The sequence below is a fragment of the Bremerella sp. TYQ1 genome, assembly GCF_020150455.1.
Taxonomy (GTDB): Bacteria; Planctomycetota; Planctomycetia; order Pirellulales; family Pirellulaceae; genus Bremerella; species Bremerella volcania_A.
Map to the genome: position 1 here is coordinate 1,177,464 of NZ_CP083740.1, position 15,773 is coordinate 1,193,236.

The following is a 15,773-nucleotide window of genomic DNA, read 5'->3' on the forward strand; positions in this document are numbered from 1 at the left end:
GAATCAATGATTGAAAAGGAATTCGCGAGTGCTCATCAAACCCCAGAAAATGTCTTCGATCGTTTCGCGTTCGTCCGAAGTATCCCGTGGGGGAAGAAATTGAACCAGTTCTTTTCGCTTGTCGGGAGTTGGATAGCGTGAAAAGCATGCCAGGTAGATTTCATCAACAATGGCGTCATCGGAAAGTCCATTTCGGCGGAGTTGCAGCAACGTCTCGACTTGGCTTTGCTTTGACTTCAGCTTTTCGTTGATGGTATTTCCATTCGATATGTGAAGGACTTGAACCATCGTTGGTTCATCGGAACGTTCGCACTCACAAACGATGTTCCGCGGGTTTCGTCCGAAGGTGCTCAAAAAGTAGTTCTCGACAGCAGAGTCGTACAGCTGAATGGCTTTCGTTCCTTCCGGGTAGAAGTCGGTCTTCTGTTTGTCGTTTCCAGGAAAAGCGACCGTGTCGAACTTGGAAGGGACACCGGTTACCTGAACAACGGCATCATGAAGTACTTCCGCCATCAGTCGACGGGGATAGTAGCGACTATAAAAGCGATTTTCGGCTTCGTTGCCAGCGATCGGCTTGCTCGATCGCTGATAGGCGTTCGACTGAAGAATAACACGCATGAGCGATTTCAAATCGAACTGATTATCGATCACATGCTTCGTCGCCGCATCGAAAAGAGGGCCGTTGCTAGGTGGGTTGGATACACGCAAATCATCCACTTCTTCGACAAGTCCAACACCGAAGAAGTTGGCCCACACGCGATTAGTGATCGCTTTCGCGAAGTAAGGATTATCTGGCGATGTCAACCAATCCGCGAACTTCAAACGGCGATCGTTCGGGTCGTCAAACGCCATCGCTTCGCCGTCGAGCGGAGTAGGAGGCTGCGGCTTACCTGTTCGCGGCTGTACCAATTCACCCGACGTTGCCACGTACAACGTTCGCGCACCATTGCCGTTTCTGCTTTCTCCGCCCCAGCCTTTCGCTTTAACGCGTGAGAAGATATTGGCCATCGCGTAATACTGGTCGTTGGTCCATTTTTCCAATGGATGGTTGTGGCATTTAGCACAACCGATCGAGAGGCTCATGAACGCCTGCGATGCGTTCTCGGTCATGTCTTCCGGCGTTTGATTGAGTGCGAAGAAATTGGTCGCACCATTCTCGGTACTTTCGCCGGTCGCGGTAACAATTTGGCGTACCATTTGGTCCCACGGCGTATTTTTCTCGACGTGGTCATGAATCCACTCGTAATAAGTCTTCAACGCCTGAGGCCGCAGCAGCGTACCGTTGAGCATTAAGATGTCGGACCACTTATAAGCCCAGTAGTCGACGAACTCGGGGCTTTCTAACAGCTTATCAATGAGCTTGGTGCGTTTGTCCTCACTCGTATCGGCTAGGAACGCTCGTGTCTCTTCTGGACGAGGTAGTCGTCCAATCGTGTCGAGGTAACAACGTCGTAGAAACTCCGCGTCGGTACAATCTGGCGACGCGACCAAGTTGAGCCGCGCGAGCTGTGCGTCGATATGCTCGTCAATAAAGTTCTTTGGCTTTCGCGAGTCGGCTTGTTGCAGATCTTCCTTACTCACCTCTTCGTCAAATGGAACGGTCGTCCGAGCAATGGCTAGCTTGCTGTCGAACCACGCCACGATCGCTCCTTCGCCTGGGCCCATGACCGTGGCATGTCCCTCTTCGTCAACTTGAGCAACTGTATCGTTTGTACTTGACCACTTCGTCCACCGAGTCACATCGCGGGTCGCGCCATTGCTGTAGAATGCCCGCGCCGAGAACTGCTGCTGGGCACCAATTTTTTGTATCGATGTCTCGGGATAAACTTCGACTCTTTCAATCACCGCATCGTCAGGCGTCGGTGGACTGGCACCATGCGCGATCCATTCGGCCAATGTATGAAAGTCTTCGCTGTCTCGGGGAAGGAGCAGACCTCCTTTATGGGGAACGGTCGTGGTTGGCTTGTTGAGCAGTAAACTGTATTCCGGAGCGGCCAATTCAATTCGACGACCTTTGTCTTGCTTCACAATGTTGAAGTAGTCCGATTCCGGATCGTAACCCCGCAGCGATAGGCGAAAGCCACCTTTTCCAGCAAGTGCCCCGTGACAAGCTCCGGAGTTGCAGTCTCTTTTGGACAAGATGGGAAGCACATCGTTCCGGAAACTAGTCTCGGCGGTGGCTGCCTGACCACTTACGTTCACTTCCACGGAAGACGATAGATCGCCTTGAGACGCGGTTATTGTCACTTTGCCGTCGGCAACGGGTCGCACGATACCTTCGGTAACCGTGGCAATCGTTTCGTCACTGGAAGACCAACGGATCTTTTCGTCGGCTTGGCCGTGCAACTGCTCGCCCAATTTTTTTTGAACGAGGAGCAACTGTTGGCTATGGGGTGAATTCAGCTCCACCTCTTGAGGAACCAGTTGAAACGCGGCCTCTTCGCCAGCCACCAATGAGGATGCGGCGAAGATCATGCCAAAGGCGATTAGCGTGGTGAAGGGGAGGGGGGTGGTCATCAATGGCTCGAGGACGGAGGGTCTAGAATAATTCATGAATCGGCATGTGACCGGAATCGACGATTGGGAATGGACGGCCACCAGGACCTGGCAAAGTCTGCTCCATATCGAAGCCGAGACTATGAAAGACCGTGGCGGCAACGTCGGCTGGCTGAACTGGCCGATCGGCGGGAACGGCCCCAATAGGATCACTCGCTCCGACAATACGTCCCCCTTGAACACCACCTCCGGCAAAGCCGCACGTGAAACATTGCGGCCAATGATCGCGACCACCTGCCGGGTTAACTCGAGGAGTGCGTCCGAATTCGGCCAAGTTGCAGACAAGCGTCGAATCGAGCAGTCCACGCTGATCGAGATCTTCGATTAGTGCCGCATACCCTTGGTCGTAGAGTGGAGCGACGATGTTCTTCATTCCGGCGATCGACGTAAACGGCTTCGATCCATGGATGTCCCACGTAATTTCGCCAAACACGGTCAAAAAGGTATTGATGGTGACAAATCGAACACCATTTTCAATCAACCTTCTGGCAAGCAGACAAGACTGTCCGAAGCGATTCATTCCATAACGCTGACGCACCTTTTCCGGCTCTTTGGAAAGATCGAAGGCTTCTCGTGCTTTTGGACTCGTCATCAACCGAAAAGCCGACTCGAAGTTGTTTCCCAATAGATCGGCGTTTTCGCTGGCCTCGAAGTTAGAGGTGGCTTGATCGACGAGATCTCGAATCCGGCGACGGCGATCGAGACGGCTGGTATCGATTTCGACAGGAGGCAGAAGATCCGGCACTTTAAAATTCGGTTGGGATGGATCGGCATTAAGCACAAACGGATCGTGTGCTTTTCCCAGGAAACCTCCTGCCTGGCCGTTGGGCATGTTGCCGCCGCCTCGCCCCATCAATTGAGGCAACACCGCAAATGCAGGCAAATCGGTTTTGCGTCCACGTTCAAAACTTACGACCGATCCCAAGTGAGGCGTGTTCACACCACCGGTGAAAAGCCGACCGGTCTGCATCATCTGCCAACCAGCATCATGAACGGCCGCCCCGGTATGATGGACCGATCGCACCAAGGAAATCTTGTCCGCAATTTCCGCGTGACGCGGCAAAATCTCCGATAGTTGGAGGTCTGGATTTTTCGTCGAGATCGGTTTGAAGGGACCGCGTACTTCCGCGGGTGCGTCCGGCTTCATATCCCAAAGATCAAGCTGACTTGGAGCCCCCAAGTTGAAGATCATGATGCAATTGCGATCGTCATGATCTGGCTTCAATGCACCGTTGGCTTTCGCAGCGAACATATGAGGCAAACTGAGGCCAACTGCGCCGAGCGTTCCCACTTGCAGGAAATCGCGACGAGTCTGCCCGTTACAAGTGACCGATTTGCCACGGCCTTGGAACGTGAACATGGGGTTCTCTTAAATGTTAAGCCTTGAAGAAAAGGACGGCTTTGCTTCGGGGAGTATTGATGGAGTTTGCGCGAAGTATTGGAAGGTTCACACAATCTAGTCCGCCCGAAACGTGAAACGCTAGGGATATTTCCGCATCGTGTGGTATTATCTGCGCATCGTCCATAAAAAGGAGATTGGCAATTGAGTAATACCATCGGTGCCGAACTTGCCCTTACAGGGCTCTTTGAATACCTTCCTGACGTATTTCACTACGTTAAAGACCGCGAAGGCTGTTTCGTCGCCGCCAACGAAAACCTCTGGCGAATGAGAGGCTGCGAATCGCAAGACGAAATGCTCGGAAAAACCGATCTCGACCTTCACCCGAGATATCTTGCCGAACGGTATATGGCCGAGGATCAGGCCGTCATGGAATCGGGCAAACCATTGCCGAACCAAATTTGGCTTGTTCCGAGTAATCCGGGTGAGTTGAAGTGGTTTATTTCCAGCAAAATGCCACTCCGTTCAACAGCAGGCGACGTTATCGGAATTGCTGGCGTCATGCGTGACTTGGAGAAAGCGAAGTCGGTCTCCAGCACGTTAAATAGTTTCGATAAGGTCGTCAGCTATGTTCTGGGAAACTACGAAACCCCGCTGCGCGTGGATGAACTCGCGGCGATGGTTCACCTTTCGATCAGTCAGTTTGACCGTCGTTTCAAGGCGCTTTATCACATGACTCCTCAACAGTACATTTTGCGCGTGCGAATTCACGCAGCGTGCCATGAACTGTTGGCTAGCGAGGCATCAATCGCCCAAATCGCCACTGCTTGTGGTTTTTATGATCAAAGTTACTTCACGCGGCAGTTCCGGAAGTATATGGGGACCTCGCCAAGAGAATATCGCATGCGGTATCAAGACGCATTAATTGACCTGCCAGGTAATCTTGGCCTCGTTCCCCCACCGCTTTCTTGAAGTAATGAATTCATGACTTCGCAATCGCATGCCACTTCTTTACGCCGCGAACTAGGTATTCCCGGTGCGGTGATCACCGGTCTCGGATCGATTCTGGGAACAGGCGTTTTTGTCAGCATTGGTATCGCCGCCGGAATCGCTGGAGATTCAGTTATTCTGGCCATCGTTGTCGCGGCTTTAGTCGCTATCTGCAATGGACTAAGCAGTGCTCAACTGGCAGCAAACCATCCCGTTAGTGGAGGTACCTACGAATATGGAAACCGTTGGCTAACTCCGTCGCTAGGCTTTCTTGCAGGTTGGACATTCTTGTGGGCCAAGTCAGCCTCGGCAGCGACTGCGGCGCTCGGCTTTTCAGGCTATCTCCTGCAGCTTTGTGGCGTCGAATCCACTGTCTTTCTGGTTCCTCTATCGCTTGCGGGAATTTCGATATTGACATTGATCGTGCTTCGAGGCATCCGGCGCAGCGCCCAGGCAAATGCCATCATCGTCGGAACGACGCTGCTTTCTCTTGGGGTTTTCATTCTTGCCGGAATGCTTTCGGGCGGGGCGCGTGAGCTGACGTGGCAGGAGATTATGCCAAGCTCAGGCTCTGCGTCCTCGTTCGCGCAAGCCGTAGGACTCATGTTCGTTGCTTACACGGGTTACGGAAGAATTGCGACGCTGGGTGAAGAAGTCAAAAGCCCGAGACGCACCATCCCGATTGCGGTAATCGTAACGCTAGGGCTCTCTATGTTGATCTATTTCGGCGTCGCGTTGGTTAGTGTTCAAACCATCGGAGCTGTCGGCTTAGCAGAAGTAACCGTATCAGGTGCCGCTCCCTTACAAACCGTGTCACAGGCATTCAGCTTACCTGGTATTTCGGTGCTGATGTCCGTGGGCGCAATCACGGCCATGTTAGGAGTGCTCTTGAATCTGCTGCTTGGTTTATCGCGTGTGCTGTTTGCGATGGGCCGCCGAGGAGATATGCCGAAAGACTTGGCATCCGTTTCTTCGAAGACCGGCGATCCTTGGATAGCGACCCTTGTCATGGCATTAGTAATCTCGGCGATCGCCAGCCTGGGAAGCGTCAAACTGGCTTGGTCTTTCAGTGCGTTTACAGTGCTAATTTACTATGCCATTACCAATGCGTGTGCGTTACGTTTGAAGAAGTCGGAACGACTTTATCCACGTATATTTCCCATTATCGGCCTGATCTCCTGTTTGTTTCTTTCGTTTTGGGTCGATCGATACGTCTGGTTTATAGGGCTGGGAATCATTGTGCTGGGGCTGATTTGGCATTTGCTTGCACAGCGTCTGCATTCGTCTGTTAACAACAATTAAACGATTACGCGCAGTGACAAAGTCGTTGGACAATTTTGCGGGCAGAATGGTGTTAGCAATCTTCCGGGGAAAGTTGACCGTAAACGCTTCTTGGCGGATACTGGTTTCAACCCACCTGGAAAGCCTCAACTCGCCCGAATCATCTACTAGCTAAGAGAAAGCCCTCATGCGAGCGTTTCGATTTGGCATTATTGCCCTTTTCGCCCTTGTAATCAGCTACGGTCTTACGAGCTCGGCCCAATCCGCAGAACGACCAAACGTTGTCTTCATTCTGATCGATGACATGCGGTACGACGCGATGGGATTCATGGGGCATCCGTTTCTAAAAACGCCTCAAATCGACGCGATGGCCGCCCAAGGGGCAAACTTTACCAATGCGTTCGTAACGACGTCGCTATGTTCGCCAAGCCGGGCCTCAATTTTGACCGGGCAATACATGCATAATCATCGGGTGGTCGACAACAATCATACCGATCTGACCGATACGATTTTCTTTCCTCAGTATCTTCAGAAAGAAGGCTACCAAACGGGCTTCTTTGGTAAGTGGCATATGGGAGGTGGAACGGATGCACCGCGGCCTGGTTTTGATCAGTGGGTTAGCTTCCGAGGACAGGGGCATTACAATCCTCCTGGTCCTAAGTGGACGCTAAACGTCAACGGCAAGTCTGTGCCACAAAAAGGTTATATCACAGACGAGTTAACCGACTATGCAATCGATTGGCTCGACACACTCGATCGGGAAAAACCGTTCTTCATGTATCTCTCGCACAAAGCAGTGCACGCACGCTTTGAACCAGCCGAGCGCCACAAAGATTTGTACGCCGACGTCGAAATCGAAACGCCTGCTTCCCAGGCAAACACCGAAGAGAACTATGCCGGTAAACCGATGTGGGTCAAGAACCAGCGAAATAGCTGGCACGGCGTCGACTTTCCTTATCACTCTTCGCTCAACATCAAAGAATACTACCGCGATTATTGTCGGTGCATGAACGCTGTCGATGACAGTGTCGGTCGGGTTCGAAAGTACCTGGATGAAAATGATCTCGCCGATAACACAATCGTCATGCTGATGGGCGATAACGGTTTCCTCTTCGGCGAGCATGGATTGATCGACAAGCGAAATGCTTACGAGGAGTCGATGCGTGTGCCTCTAGTGGTGGAGGCTCCCGGAATTCTGGCTCCCAATTCAACAGTGGAAGCGGTTGTTGCCAATATCGATATCGGTCCAACAATTCTCGAACTTGCTGGCATCGACACACCAGAGCAAATGGATGGCCGAAGCTTCGTCAAAATCGCGAAGGGAACGATGCCTGTTAAAGATTGGCGAAAGCATCTTCTGTACGAGTACTACTGGGAATGGAATTTCCCTCACACGCCTACGATGTTTGCCCTTCGAGGAGATCGCTACAAGTTCATCCAATACCATGGCATTTGGGATACGGACGAACTTTACGATTTAGAAAACGACCCGCACGAGATGCATAACTTGATCAACGATCCAGGGCTTCAGAGTACCGTTCGTGACATGCGAAACGCGATCAATCAAGAGCTGAAAGAACGTGGCGCCATGCAAGTTCCCTTCGGAATGAAGCGAGGGTCCGGCGCTAATCTTCGACGTGAAGCAGGCTCGCATGCTGCTGAATTTCCAGAAGATATCATTCGTGAAAATAATGCGAATCAATAGACGCCACTGATTTCCTACCTTCTCCTTAGCCTAGCCTTTTCTGTGGAGTTCCTTCATGCAAGCCTCTTCGGTTTTTGGTGCGTTTCTTTTCTTGTTTGCGTTAGCAATTACAGGACAAAGTCACGCCGCCGAGCAGCCTAACGTTGTCATCCTTTTATCGGACGATCAACGCTGGGACGACTATTCGTTTCAAGACCATGACGTAATTCAAACGCCCAATATAGATCGGCTTGCGTCGCAGTCGCTGGTTTACCAACGAGGCTACGTTCCGACATCGCTTTGCCGGCCATCGTTGGCCAGCTTGTTTACCGGGCTGTATCCCCACCAGTCGGGAATCACTGGGAATGATCCTCGTGAAAACAAACGAACGAATGCTGGCCGTCAAGTTTTAGTAGACCGATTCAAAGAGAATCCCCGACTTGCGGATATCTTAGGCAAGCATGGATATGTTAGTTTCCAGTCTGGAAAGTGGTGGGAAGGACATCACAGCGAAGGCGGTTTCACCGCTGGAATGTCTCATGGCGATGTGACCAAAGGGGGGCGACACGGAGACGTTGGTTTGAAGATCGGCCGCAAGACGATGCAGCCCGTTTTTGACTTCATCGACGAAGCGGTGAAAGAAGATAAACCGTTCTTTCTGTGGTACGCACCGATGATGCCACATCTTCCACACGATCCGCCACAACGAATTCTTAAGAAGTACACCGCCGAAGGTCGTTCGCTGAATGTGGCCAAGTACTATGCCATGTGTGACTGGTGGGACGAAACATGTGGGCAAGTGCTCGATCATCTTGAAGAGAAAAACGTTGCTGACAATACCGTCGTCATCTACTTGTGCGACAACGGTTGGATTCAGCGGGCAGATCAGGGTGGAGGAGCCGTCGGTGGCCCGCGCGGGAAACGTTCGGTTTACGACGGCGGCACTCGGACGCCCATCATGATTCGGTACCCAGGACATGTCGAACCAGGGCAAAACGATAAGTCGCTCGCCAGTAGCATTGATGTCGTTCCCACCATCCTGGATGCCGTGGGAATTCAATCCGAATTCGAGTTTCCGGGCATCAGCCTGCTAGACAAACAACAGGTCGGCGAACGAGAGGCGATTTTTGGTGAGATCTATTCGCATGACATTCCTGACTTCCGACACCCTGAGCTAGGTCTCTACTATCGGTGGATTATTGATGGCAACTACAAGCTGATAGTTCCGACAGGGCAGGAAGAAGGGGAGTATGGACCAGTCGAATCGGCACTGTTCGATCTTTCCTCGGATCCCGAAGAGGAAAAGAACATTATCGCCGATCACCCCCAGGTTGCGGCAAAACTAAAGACGAAACTGGATGCCTGGTGGTCGCCAGACGTTAAAACGAAGTAACACCATCTATCGATACGTCGAAAGCAGGCCTCGCTCTTCCTATATTTCGAGGCCTGCCAGATCGCACGGCACTCTATGAAGCTGGCGTGAATTCTTCTAGGTTTTCTCTCGATTCCCATCGAGCATTCTCTAAATGTACCTATCAGCCCGAGAAAATATGGTCGTGGGCAACAGGCGGTTCGAAAGCTGTCGCCAGCAAGTTTTCGTACATCGGATCCCCATGTAACGCGACAAAGCGGTCTATCATGACCGCGACAGCATAGGTTTCAAACGATGCAATACCGCTGTCCGCTTTGCCGAACCAACGGCGTCGTGCCAGATAAGGCACGCGGCCACGAAGTCATGTGCCTAAAGTGCCGCGACCACTTCTTCATTCCTGATCAAACTCTGGAAGAACGAATCAAGCTGGGGATCTTCACCGCCGCAAGGAGAAACGATGGTGAAGTCATCATCGCCCTGGCAGATCGTGGCGACAATTTGGATGTGCAAGAGGAAGAAACAGGCCACACGCCGCTGCATATATCTTCCTACTACGGAAAGCTGTTCGCCGGAAGAGAGCTGATTCACCGCGGAGCATCACTGGAGATCCGTGCTTCAAAAACCGTTCAAACGCCGTTGTTTTATGCCGCAAGAGAGAACAACCCCAAGATTGTACGCTGGCTTTTAGAAAACGGTGCCGATGCAAATCCACAAGATCCAGACGGAACGACGCCGCTGCACTGGGCTGCGCGGAAGGGATATATCGATGTCGCTCGTGCACTTGTCGAAGGGGGTGCGGACTACCGGATTGAGAATCTCAACGGACTGCGGCCTTTGCAATTTGCCGTTTCGTATCACCATCCTGAACTGCGTGACTTTTTAATCTCTGTGGAACGAGCGTCAAAATTCATCGCTTCACAGCGAACACGCTCGAATACCAAGTCTGGTAAGCTCAACAAGTTTCTTTTTGGCTACGGCAAAAGTTGAGCTGTCGGCAATGCACGATTACGAGACATGTTCATTCGTCGAAATCAATCGTACGATGATGGCATCGGCCTGATCGTGGTCGACATCGATTTGACGTTGGCCGTTGACCAGAAAGTTCCAGGTTTGCTCGTTGTCGGTTCGCGGACCGGTCGTCAATTGATCGCCCAACGAAACATTCACTTCCAAGTTCTCATCAACGTGGGTAACTTCGCCGATGTGCCCTTCACGGAGCAGACTTGCCGAGACTTCCTTGCCTGGAACGAGGTGTACAAAGTCTTCTGGAATCTCTTGGCCGTGAGGGTCGGTAATGGGGTGACCTAAACGGTCGTCTAGATAGTCCACGGCAGCTTCGTCGTTGACATGCTCGAGCAGATGGGCTCGATCGTGGATTTCTTCCTCAGGAGTACCTAGCCTAGCCAAATAAGCTTCCCAAATGCGATGCGCACGCATCAGTCGCTTGGCTTCTAACTCACCAGCATCCGTCAATTCGTACTCGTCGCTCGGGTGTGGCTCGATCAATCCTCGACTTACCATTCGGTCAAGCGTTGCTCGAAGTCTCTGCCCATCGGTTGGCACATTGGCGATGATCGTGGCCAGCGGAGTGAGCTTCCCCTCGCTACGCCGCATGCAGCCAAGAATATCTTCAGCCAGCGTATGCGGAATTGCTGCTCTTTTTCTTATCCAGTTGGATAGCAATCCAAACTTCGGCGAGAATACCAGCACCATCATGAACTGAAACGTGCTGAATAACACAATCGGTGAACTGGTCGCTACGTTTAGCCACACAGAAAGGTAAACTCCGCAAACGACACTCGTTACCCCAAATAGTGCCGACAGTGCCATCATGTGACTAAGCTTGTTGGTTAACAAATAGGCTGTCGCCGCAGGTGTGATCAGAAGTCCCACGACAAGAATAACACCAACAATTTGCACGGCGCTCACCACAACTAGCGACGTGCAGGTGGTCATCAACATATGAATTAACAACACCGGCAAACCAATCGAAGCAGCCATGATCGGGTCGAATGCCGTCAAAAGCAGTTGGCGGTACCACAGAATGATGACGAACATCACGACAGCCGTTACGCCTGCCATCATCCATAGCCGTTCTGAATCAACCGCGAGAACGTCTCCCATCACGAAGTGCAACAAATCGAGATGAATATAGTGAGAGAACATACTCGCTAACGCGCCACCTAACGCAAAGATCCCCGTGTACATGATGCCAATCGCCGTGTCTTCTTTGATCCGCGAGACGCGCGAAACAAAGCTGACAAGCATGACGGTACTGAATCCAGCGATTAACGCACCAACAATCATGGCTGCGAAGTGCGCTTCCTCTCCGTAAATTACCTTCATTAAGAGGTAACCACCGGTGACGCCTGCAAGCATCGAATGCGAAATAGCATCACCCAGAAACGCCATGCGGCGCAAGATAATCAAGCAGCCGATCAGGCCCGAAGAAATAGCGACCAGGCTACCTGCTACAACGGCGCGAAATAGATAGCTATTTCCGACAAAGGGCTCGACAAAAAGTTGGTACAACGTATCCACTATTTCGACGTCTCCTCGACCACGCGACGCAGGTGCTCGAACGCGCGAACGTTGCCGTCATAAACCTCGCTCAGCAATTCTGGCTGAAGGATCTGAAGCGGTGTTCCAAACGCGAAAAGCCGTTGCTTTAGCAAGATCAAAGCGTCGAAGAACTCTGCCGCCGTTGCCAAATCATGGTGCACAACTACAAGGGTACGACCAGACTGCTTGGCGTTTTCAAGAACGTTTAAGATCGCTCTTTCCGTAGCAGCGTCCACGCCTGCGAACGGTTCGTCCAGTAAAACGACACGGGCGCCCTGGGCCAATGCTCTTGCCATGAACACGCGCTGTTGTTGCCCACCTGACAATTCACCGATTTGCCGTTTACGAAGGTTATCCATTCGCACGATCGACAACGCCTCGTCAACAATCTCGCGGTCTTTCGAGGAAGGCCCCCATTGCCACCAAGGAATGTTGCCGTATCGCCCCATCATGGCGACCTCTTCCACGGTAACTGGAAAATCCCAGTCCACGCTTCCTCGCTGTGGGACGTAAGCAACTAATTTGCGAGTTCGCTCAACAGGTGTCCCGAAAATACGAACAGAACCGACGTCCGGACGCAGGAACCCCAAAATCGCTTTGATTAACGTCGACTTTCCTGAGCCATTGGGGCCAATGATCCCTACTAGCTGGCCTTGAGGAATGGCAAACGAGACGTCCAAAAGGGCAGGGACAGCGCCGTAACTGACAGTCAGGTGCTCGACTTCAATTGCTGGGACTGTGCTATCGGCTGTTGAAGGCGAGGTGCCCGCGGTGATCATTCTTGCTCCCCACGATTAGAAGCTTCGATATCGACGTCAAACGGCACTCGCCCTACCACGATACTGTCACCACTTGGTGCCCAAATCGTCACGGATTGCTTAGCTTGCTGAAGATCATTTTCGAACAATTCGACGTGGATCGCCTTGGGAGCATGGCTAAGCGTATCGGCAGGTGTCATCTCGACAAGCAGTTCGTTCACACCATCTTGCAGTTCTAACGGAACATCGGATTCCATCGTTTCGCCTGCGGGAATAGGACGGTTGAGCGAGAACACCTCTTTTCCTCGCAACGAAACCCGCAACGAGGTCGCTTTCTCCACCTCTTCTGCGAAAGGATCGACTCCGGCATCAAACGTTGAAGTTATTTTCAGTCGATAAGTTGTAGTCGTTTCCTCAATTACCTCAGGTCGCATCGATGTCGGCGCATCGGCAAGGGTGCTTTGATAGAGCCAAGTCAACGCGAGCACGGCTATGGCGCAAAGGACAGCAACTAGGAATCTCATAGAGATGAAACCTTCAATCGGCCTCTATTTCAGTGCCTGAACAATCGTGATTACGTTTTCTCGCATCATCCCCATGTAGGTCTCCCCTGCGGTACCGCTTGGCCCCATCGAGTCTGAATAAAGTTCGCCACCAATTTCAACGCCAGCCTCTTTAGCAATTTCACGAACCATGGTCGGATTAACGGAGGTTTCGACAAAGATGGCAGGAACATGGTGTTCTCGAATCGAGTCGATTGTTTTTTGTCGACGCTCAGGAGTAATACCAGCTCCTACTTCATCTCCAGTTGACCAGCCGACCGGAGTTGCTGGACGTAATCCGTAGGTCTTGCAGAAATAATTAAAGGCATCGTGGCTGGTCACCAGCACGCGTCGCTCGACCGGAATCTTGTTGATCTCCCGAAGAATCCAACTGTTCAATGTTCTCAGCTCATCGAGGTAGAGAGCCGCACGGCTTCGGTATTCATCTTCATGTTCTGGGTCGAGCTTAATCACCGCATCTCGAATATTGCGGACATACACTGCGGCATTAGCACAAGAGAACCATGCGTGCGGGTCGCGAATCTCGGAACCCATTTCTGGGATATCCAGTGCTGCGCAACCTTCAACACAGCTGACAATTGGACGGCCTGTCTGGCTGGCCAGTTTTTGCATCCAGTTATTACCTTCTAGATGCCATCCGTTTTCAAGACATAAGTCAGCCGTACTCACAAGCTGAGCATCGCCTGGTTTCTTTTCATACAGATGCGGATCTTGCCCTGGTGCAAGGACGCACTTCACCTCCATCCGACCTCCCACCACTTGTCTGGCAAAATCTGCTACTTGAGTCGTGGAGCAAACAATGACCGGTCGCGTTTCCGCGGCAGACGTTAGACCTACGAGACAGATCGAAGCGAAAAGTGCGGTACATATTCGGAGAAACATATCAAATTTGCTCGCCCAAAGGTGCAGTTTTGGCTATTCAAAATCATCGTATGTGCAACTCGGTCGCTTTTCAAGGGCAGGCGACCGCCAAGAAAAGTTGGACGGGTTTGACTTTTGCTTTAACTACCACGAAACTTCGAGCAACTAACAGTGTTTTAACCCGTGGACCCATTCGCCACTTGTTCCGCCAAAAACGGGAATCTCAGATTGATGAAGCGATTCAACTTCCTCGCATTCGCCGTCGCATCCACACTGGCGTGTTTCACCTACCCTGCTGTTGGGTTATCGGCGGAGCATGATGCCAATTGGTCTAATTGGCGCGGACCGAATTTTGACGGATCTTCGACCGTTGCCACTCCTCCCGTAAAATGGAGCGAGGAAGACAACATCCGCTGGAAGGTAGCCGTTTCTGGAAAAGGAAGCTCCTCTCCGGTAATCTGGGGCGATAAGCTATTTCTGCTATCTGCTGTACCTGTCGAGGGTGCCGAACCTGAAGAAGCTGAAAGCGAGCCTGCTCCAAGTGCAGAAAATCGAGGTCCCGAGCGACCGACGCGGGATGCAGGAGAGCGTCCCAGTGGCCGAGACGCTGGTCCGGGTGATCGTCCTGGCCGTCGGGGGCGTTCCGGAGGACCAGGTGGCCGAGGCGGATTTGGAAGACGCGAATCTCCTTCGACTCCGGTAGAGTTCACGGTGTTCTGCCTTGATAAGACGAGCGGCAAACAGCTTTGGTCTCAAATTGCGGTAACAGCGGTTCCTCACGAAGCAGGCCACAATACAAACACTTTTGCTTCCTCGTCTGCTGTGACCAACGGAGAGATTCTCGTAGCCTTCTTCGGTTCTCGAGGGATCTTCTGCTACGATCTCGATGGCGAACTTTTGTGGCAGAAAGACCTCGGAGAGCAACAAACTCGAAACGCTTTCGGAGAAGGCAGCACTCCCGCTCTTTACCAAGACACCATCATCGTTCCGTGGGATCATGAAGGTGAATCATTCGTGGCGGCCTTCCATGCCAAAACGGGAGATGAGCTCTGGAAAGTCGAACGAGACGAAGCGACTAGTTGGGCCACGCCAGTGGTCACCAAGCGTAATGACGTCACTCAAGTCATTCTCAATGGGTCGACAAAAGTTCGCAGCTACGACCTGAAAACAGGAAAGCTAATCTGGGAATGTGGAGGCCAGGCAACTAATCCGATTGCAACGCCAATTATCTATAACGGCACCGCAATCTGTATGACCGGATATCGCGGCTACGCTGTCTACGCGATCAGCCTCGATGCCAAGGGAGACGTTACTGATAACGACGATTTCATTGCCTGGAGTCGATCGGACGTGGGCCCTTACATTGCCTCAGCGACACTCTGGAAAGACCGACTCTACGTAACCAAGTCGCGCGATGGTGTTATCTACTGTCTCGATGCGAATACCGGAGAGACGATATACGGTCCAGAACGCGTTCCCGAATGTTCGACTCTTTATTCATCGCTAGTAGCTGGCGGTGATCGAATTTACGTTTCGGACCGCGACGGAACCACAGCGGTATTAAAAGCAGGTCCTGACTACGATGTTCTCTCGGTTAACCAGCTAAATGAAGGAATTGATGCGTCGTTGGCATTGCTGGGCAATCAAATTTACCTCCGGGGCTCTGATCACCTCTACTGTATTGAAGCGGCCTCCAAATAGTTTGAATTGCGTAGTCTGTCGATTGGCAGCGTTCGTGCATGGAGCCTAACGTTGCCTCCCTCAAGGGGCGTCATTCACACGTTTTTCATACTTTCTTCATCTCTCG

At 51.9% G+C, this 15,773-nt stretch carries 12 protein-coding genes; 6 read left to right on the forward strand and 6 right to left on the reverse strand.

The window, feature by feature from the left end:
* Positions 1 to 3: 3 nt before the first annotated feature.
* Together LA756_RS04290 and LA756_RS04295 are read right to left on the reverse strand one after the other, a co-directional pair.
* On the reverse strand, positions 4 to 2,517 hold the full coding sequence (locus tag LA756_RS04290) for a DUF1549 domain-containing protein (RefSeq protein ID WP_224438638.1): 2,514 nt from the start codon (positions 2,515 to 2,517) through the stop codon (positions 4 to 6).
* A 22-nt stretch (positions 2,518 to 2,539) separates the two neighbouring features.
* Complete coding sequence (locus LA756_RS04295) at positions 2,540 to 3,916, reverse strand: DUF1501 domain-containing protein (protein ID WP_224438639.1); 1,377 nt, start codon at positions 3,914 to 3,916, stop codon at positions 2,540 to 2,542.
* A gap of 183 nt (positions 3,917 to 4,099) precedes the next feature.
* Here LA756_RS04295 and LA756_RS04300 point away from each other — a divergent pair, with 183 nt between their 5' ends.
* From LA756_RS04300 to LA756_RS04320, 5 genes are all read left to right on the forward strand, one after another.
* Positions 4,100 to 4,867 carry an AraC family transcriptional regulator gene (locus LA756_RS04300; RefSeq protein ID WP_224438640.1) on the forward strand — a complete coding sequence of 256 codons (768 nt, stop codon included), beginning with the start codon at positions 4,100 to 4,102 and terminating at the stop codon, positions 4,865 to 4,867.
* A 12-nt stretch (positions 4,868 to 4,879) separates the two neighbouring features.
* Positions 4,880 to 6,187, forward strand: coding sequence for an APC family permease (locus LA756_RS04305; RefSeq protein WP_224438641.1), 1,308 nt, complete (start codon positions 4,880 to 4,882; stop codon positions 6,185 to 6,187).
* A gap of 166 nt (positions 6,188 to 6,353) precedes the next feature.
* Positions 6,354 to 7,871, forward strand: coding sequence for a sulfatase (locus LA756_RS04310; RefSeq protein WP_224438642.1), 1,518 nt, complete (start codon positions 6,354 to 6,356; stop codon positions 7,869 to 7,871).
* A 55-nt stretch (positions 7,872 to 7,926) separates the two neighbouring features.
* Entirely contained in the window at positions 7,927 to 9,243 is a 1,317-nt protein-coding gene (locus LA756_RS04315; protein ID WP_224438643.1) for a sulfatase, read from the forward strand.
* Positions 9,244 to 9,516: 273 nt separating this feature from the next.
* A complete protein-coding gene (locus tag LA756_RS04320; RefSeq protein ID WP_224438644.1) occupies positions 9,517 to 10,209 on the forward strand; it encodes an ankyrin repeat domain-containing protein in 693 nt (230 codons plus the stop codon).
* Positions 10,210 to 10,227: 18 nt separating this feature from the next.
* On the opposite strand, the gene LA756_RS04325 is transcribed toward LA756_RS04320, so the two are convergent.
* Genes LA756_RS04325 through LA756_RS04340 form a run of 4 tightly spaced genes read right to left on the reverse strand, consistent with a single transcriptional unit; the run spans position 10,228 to position 13,849 of the window.
* Positions 10,228 to 11,763 (reverse strand): iron chelate uptake ABC transporter family permease subunit, encoded by a 1,536-nt coding sequence (locus tag LA756_RS04325; protein ID WP_224438645.1) that lies wholly within the window; start codon positions 11,761 to 11,763, stop codon positions 10,228 to 10,230.
* Positions 11,763 to 12,563, reverse strand: coding sequence for a metal ABC transporter ATP-binding protein (locus LA756_RS04330; RefSeq protein ID WP_224438646.1), 801 nt, complete (start codon positions 12,561 to 12,563; stop codon positions 11,763 to 11,765). Before LA756_RS04330 ends, LA756_RS04325 begins: the two co-directional genes overlap by 1 nt.
* Positions 12,560 to 13,066, reverse strand: coding sequence for a hypothetical protein (locus LA756_RS04335; protein WP_224438647.1), 507 nt, complete (start codon positions 13,064 to 13,066; stop codon positions 12,560 to 12,562). Before LA756_RS04335 ends, LA756_RS04330 begins: the two co-directional genes overlap by 4 nt.
* A 24-nt stretch (positions 13,067 to 13,090) precedes the next feature.
* Entirely contained in the window at positions 13,091 to 13,849 is a 759-nt protein-coding gene (locus LA756_RS04340; protein ID WP_261362088.1) for a metal ABC transporter solute-binding protein, Zn/Mn family, read from the reverse strand.
* A 348-nt stretch (positions 13,850 to 14,197) separates the two neighbouring features.
* Here LA756_RS04340 and LA756_RS04345 point away from each other — a divergent pair, with 348 nt between their 5' ends.
* Positions 14,198 to 15,667, forward strand: coding sequence for a PQQ-binding-like beta-propeller repeat protein (locus LA756_RS04345; protein WP_224438649.1), 1,470 nt, complete (start codon positions 14,198 to 14,200; stop codon positions 15,665 to 15,667).
* Positions 15,668 to 15,773: the final 106 nt, after the last annotated feature.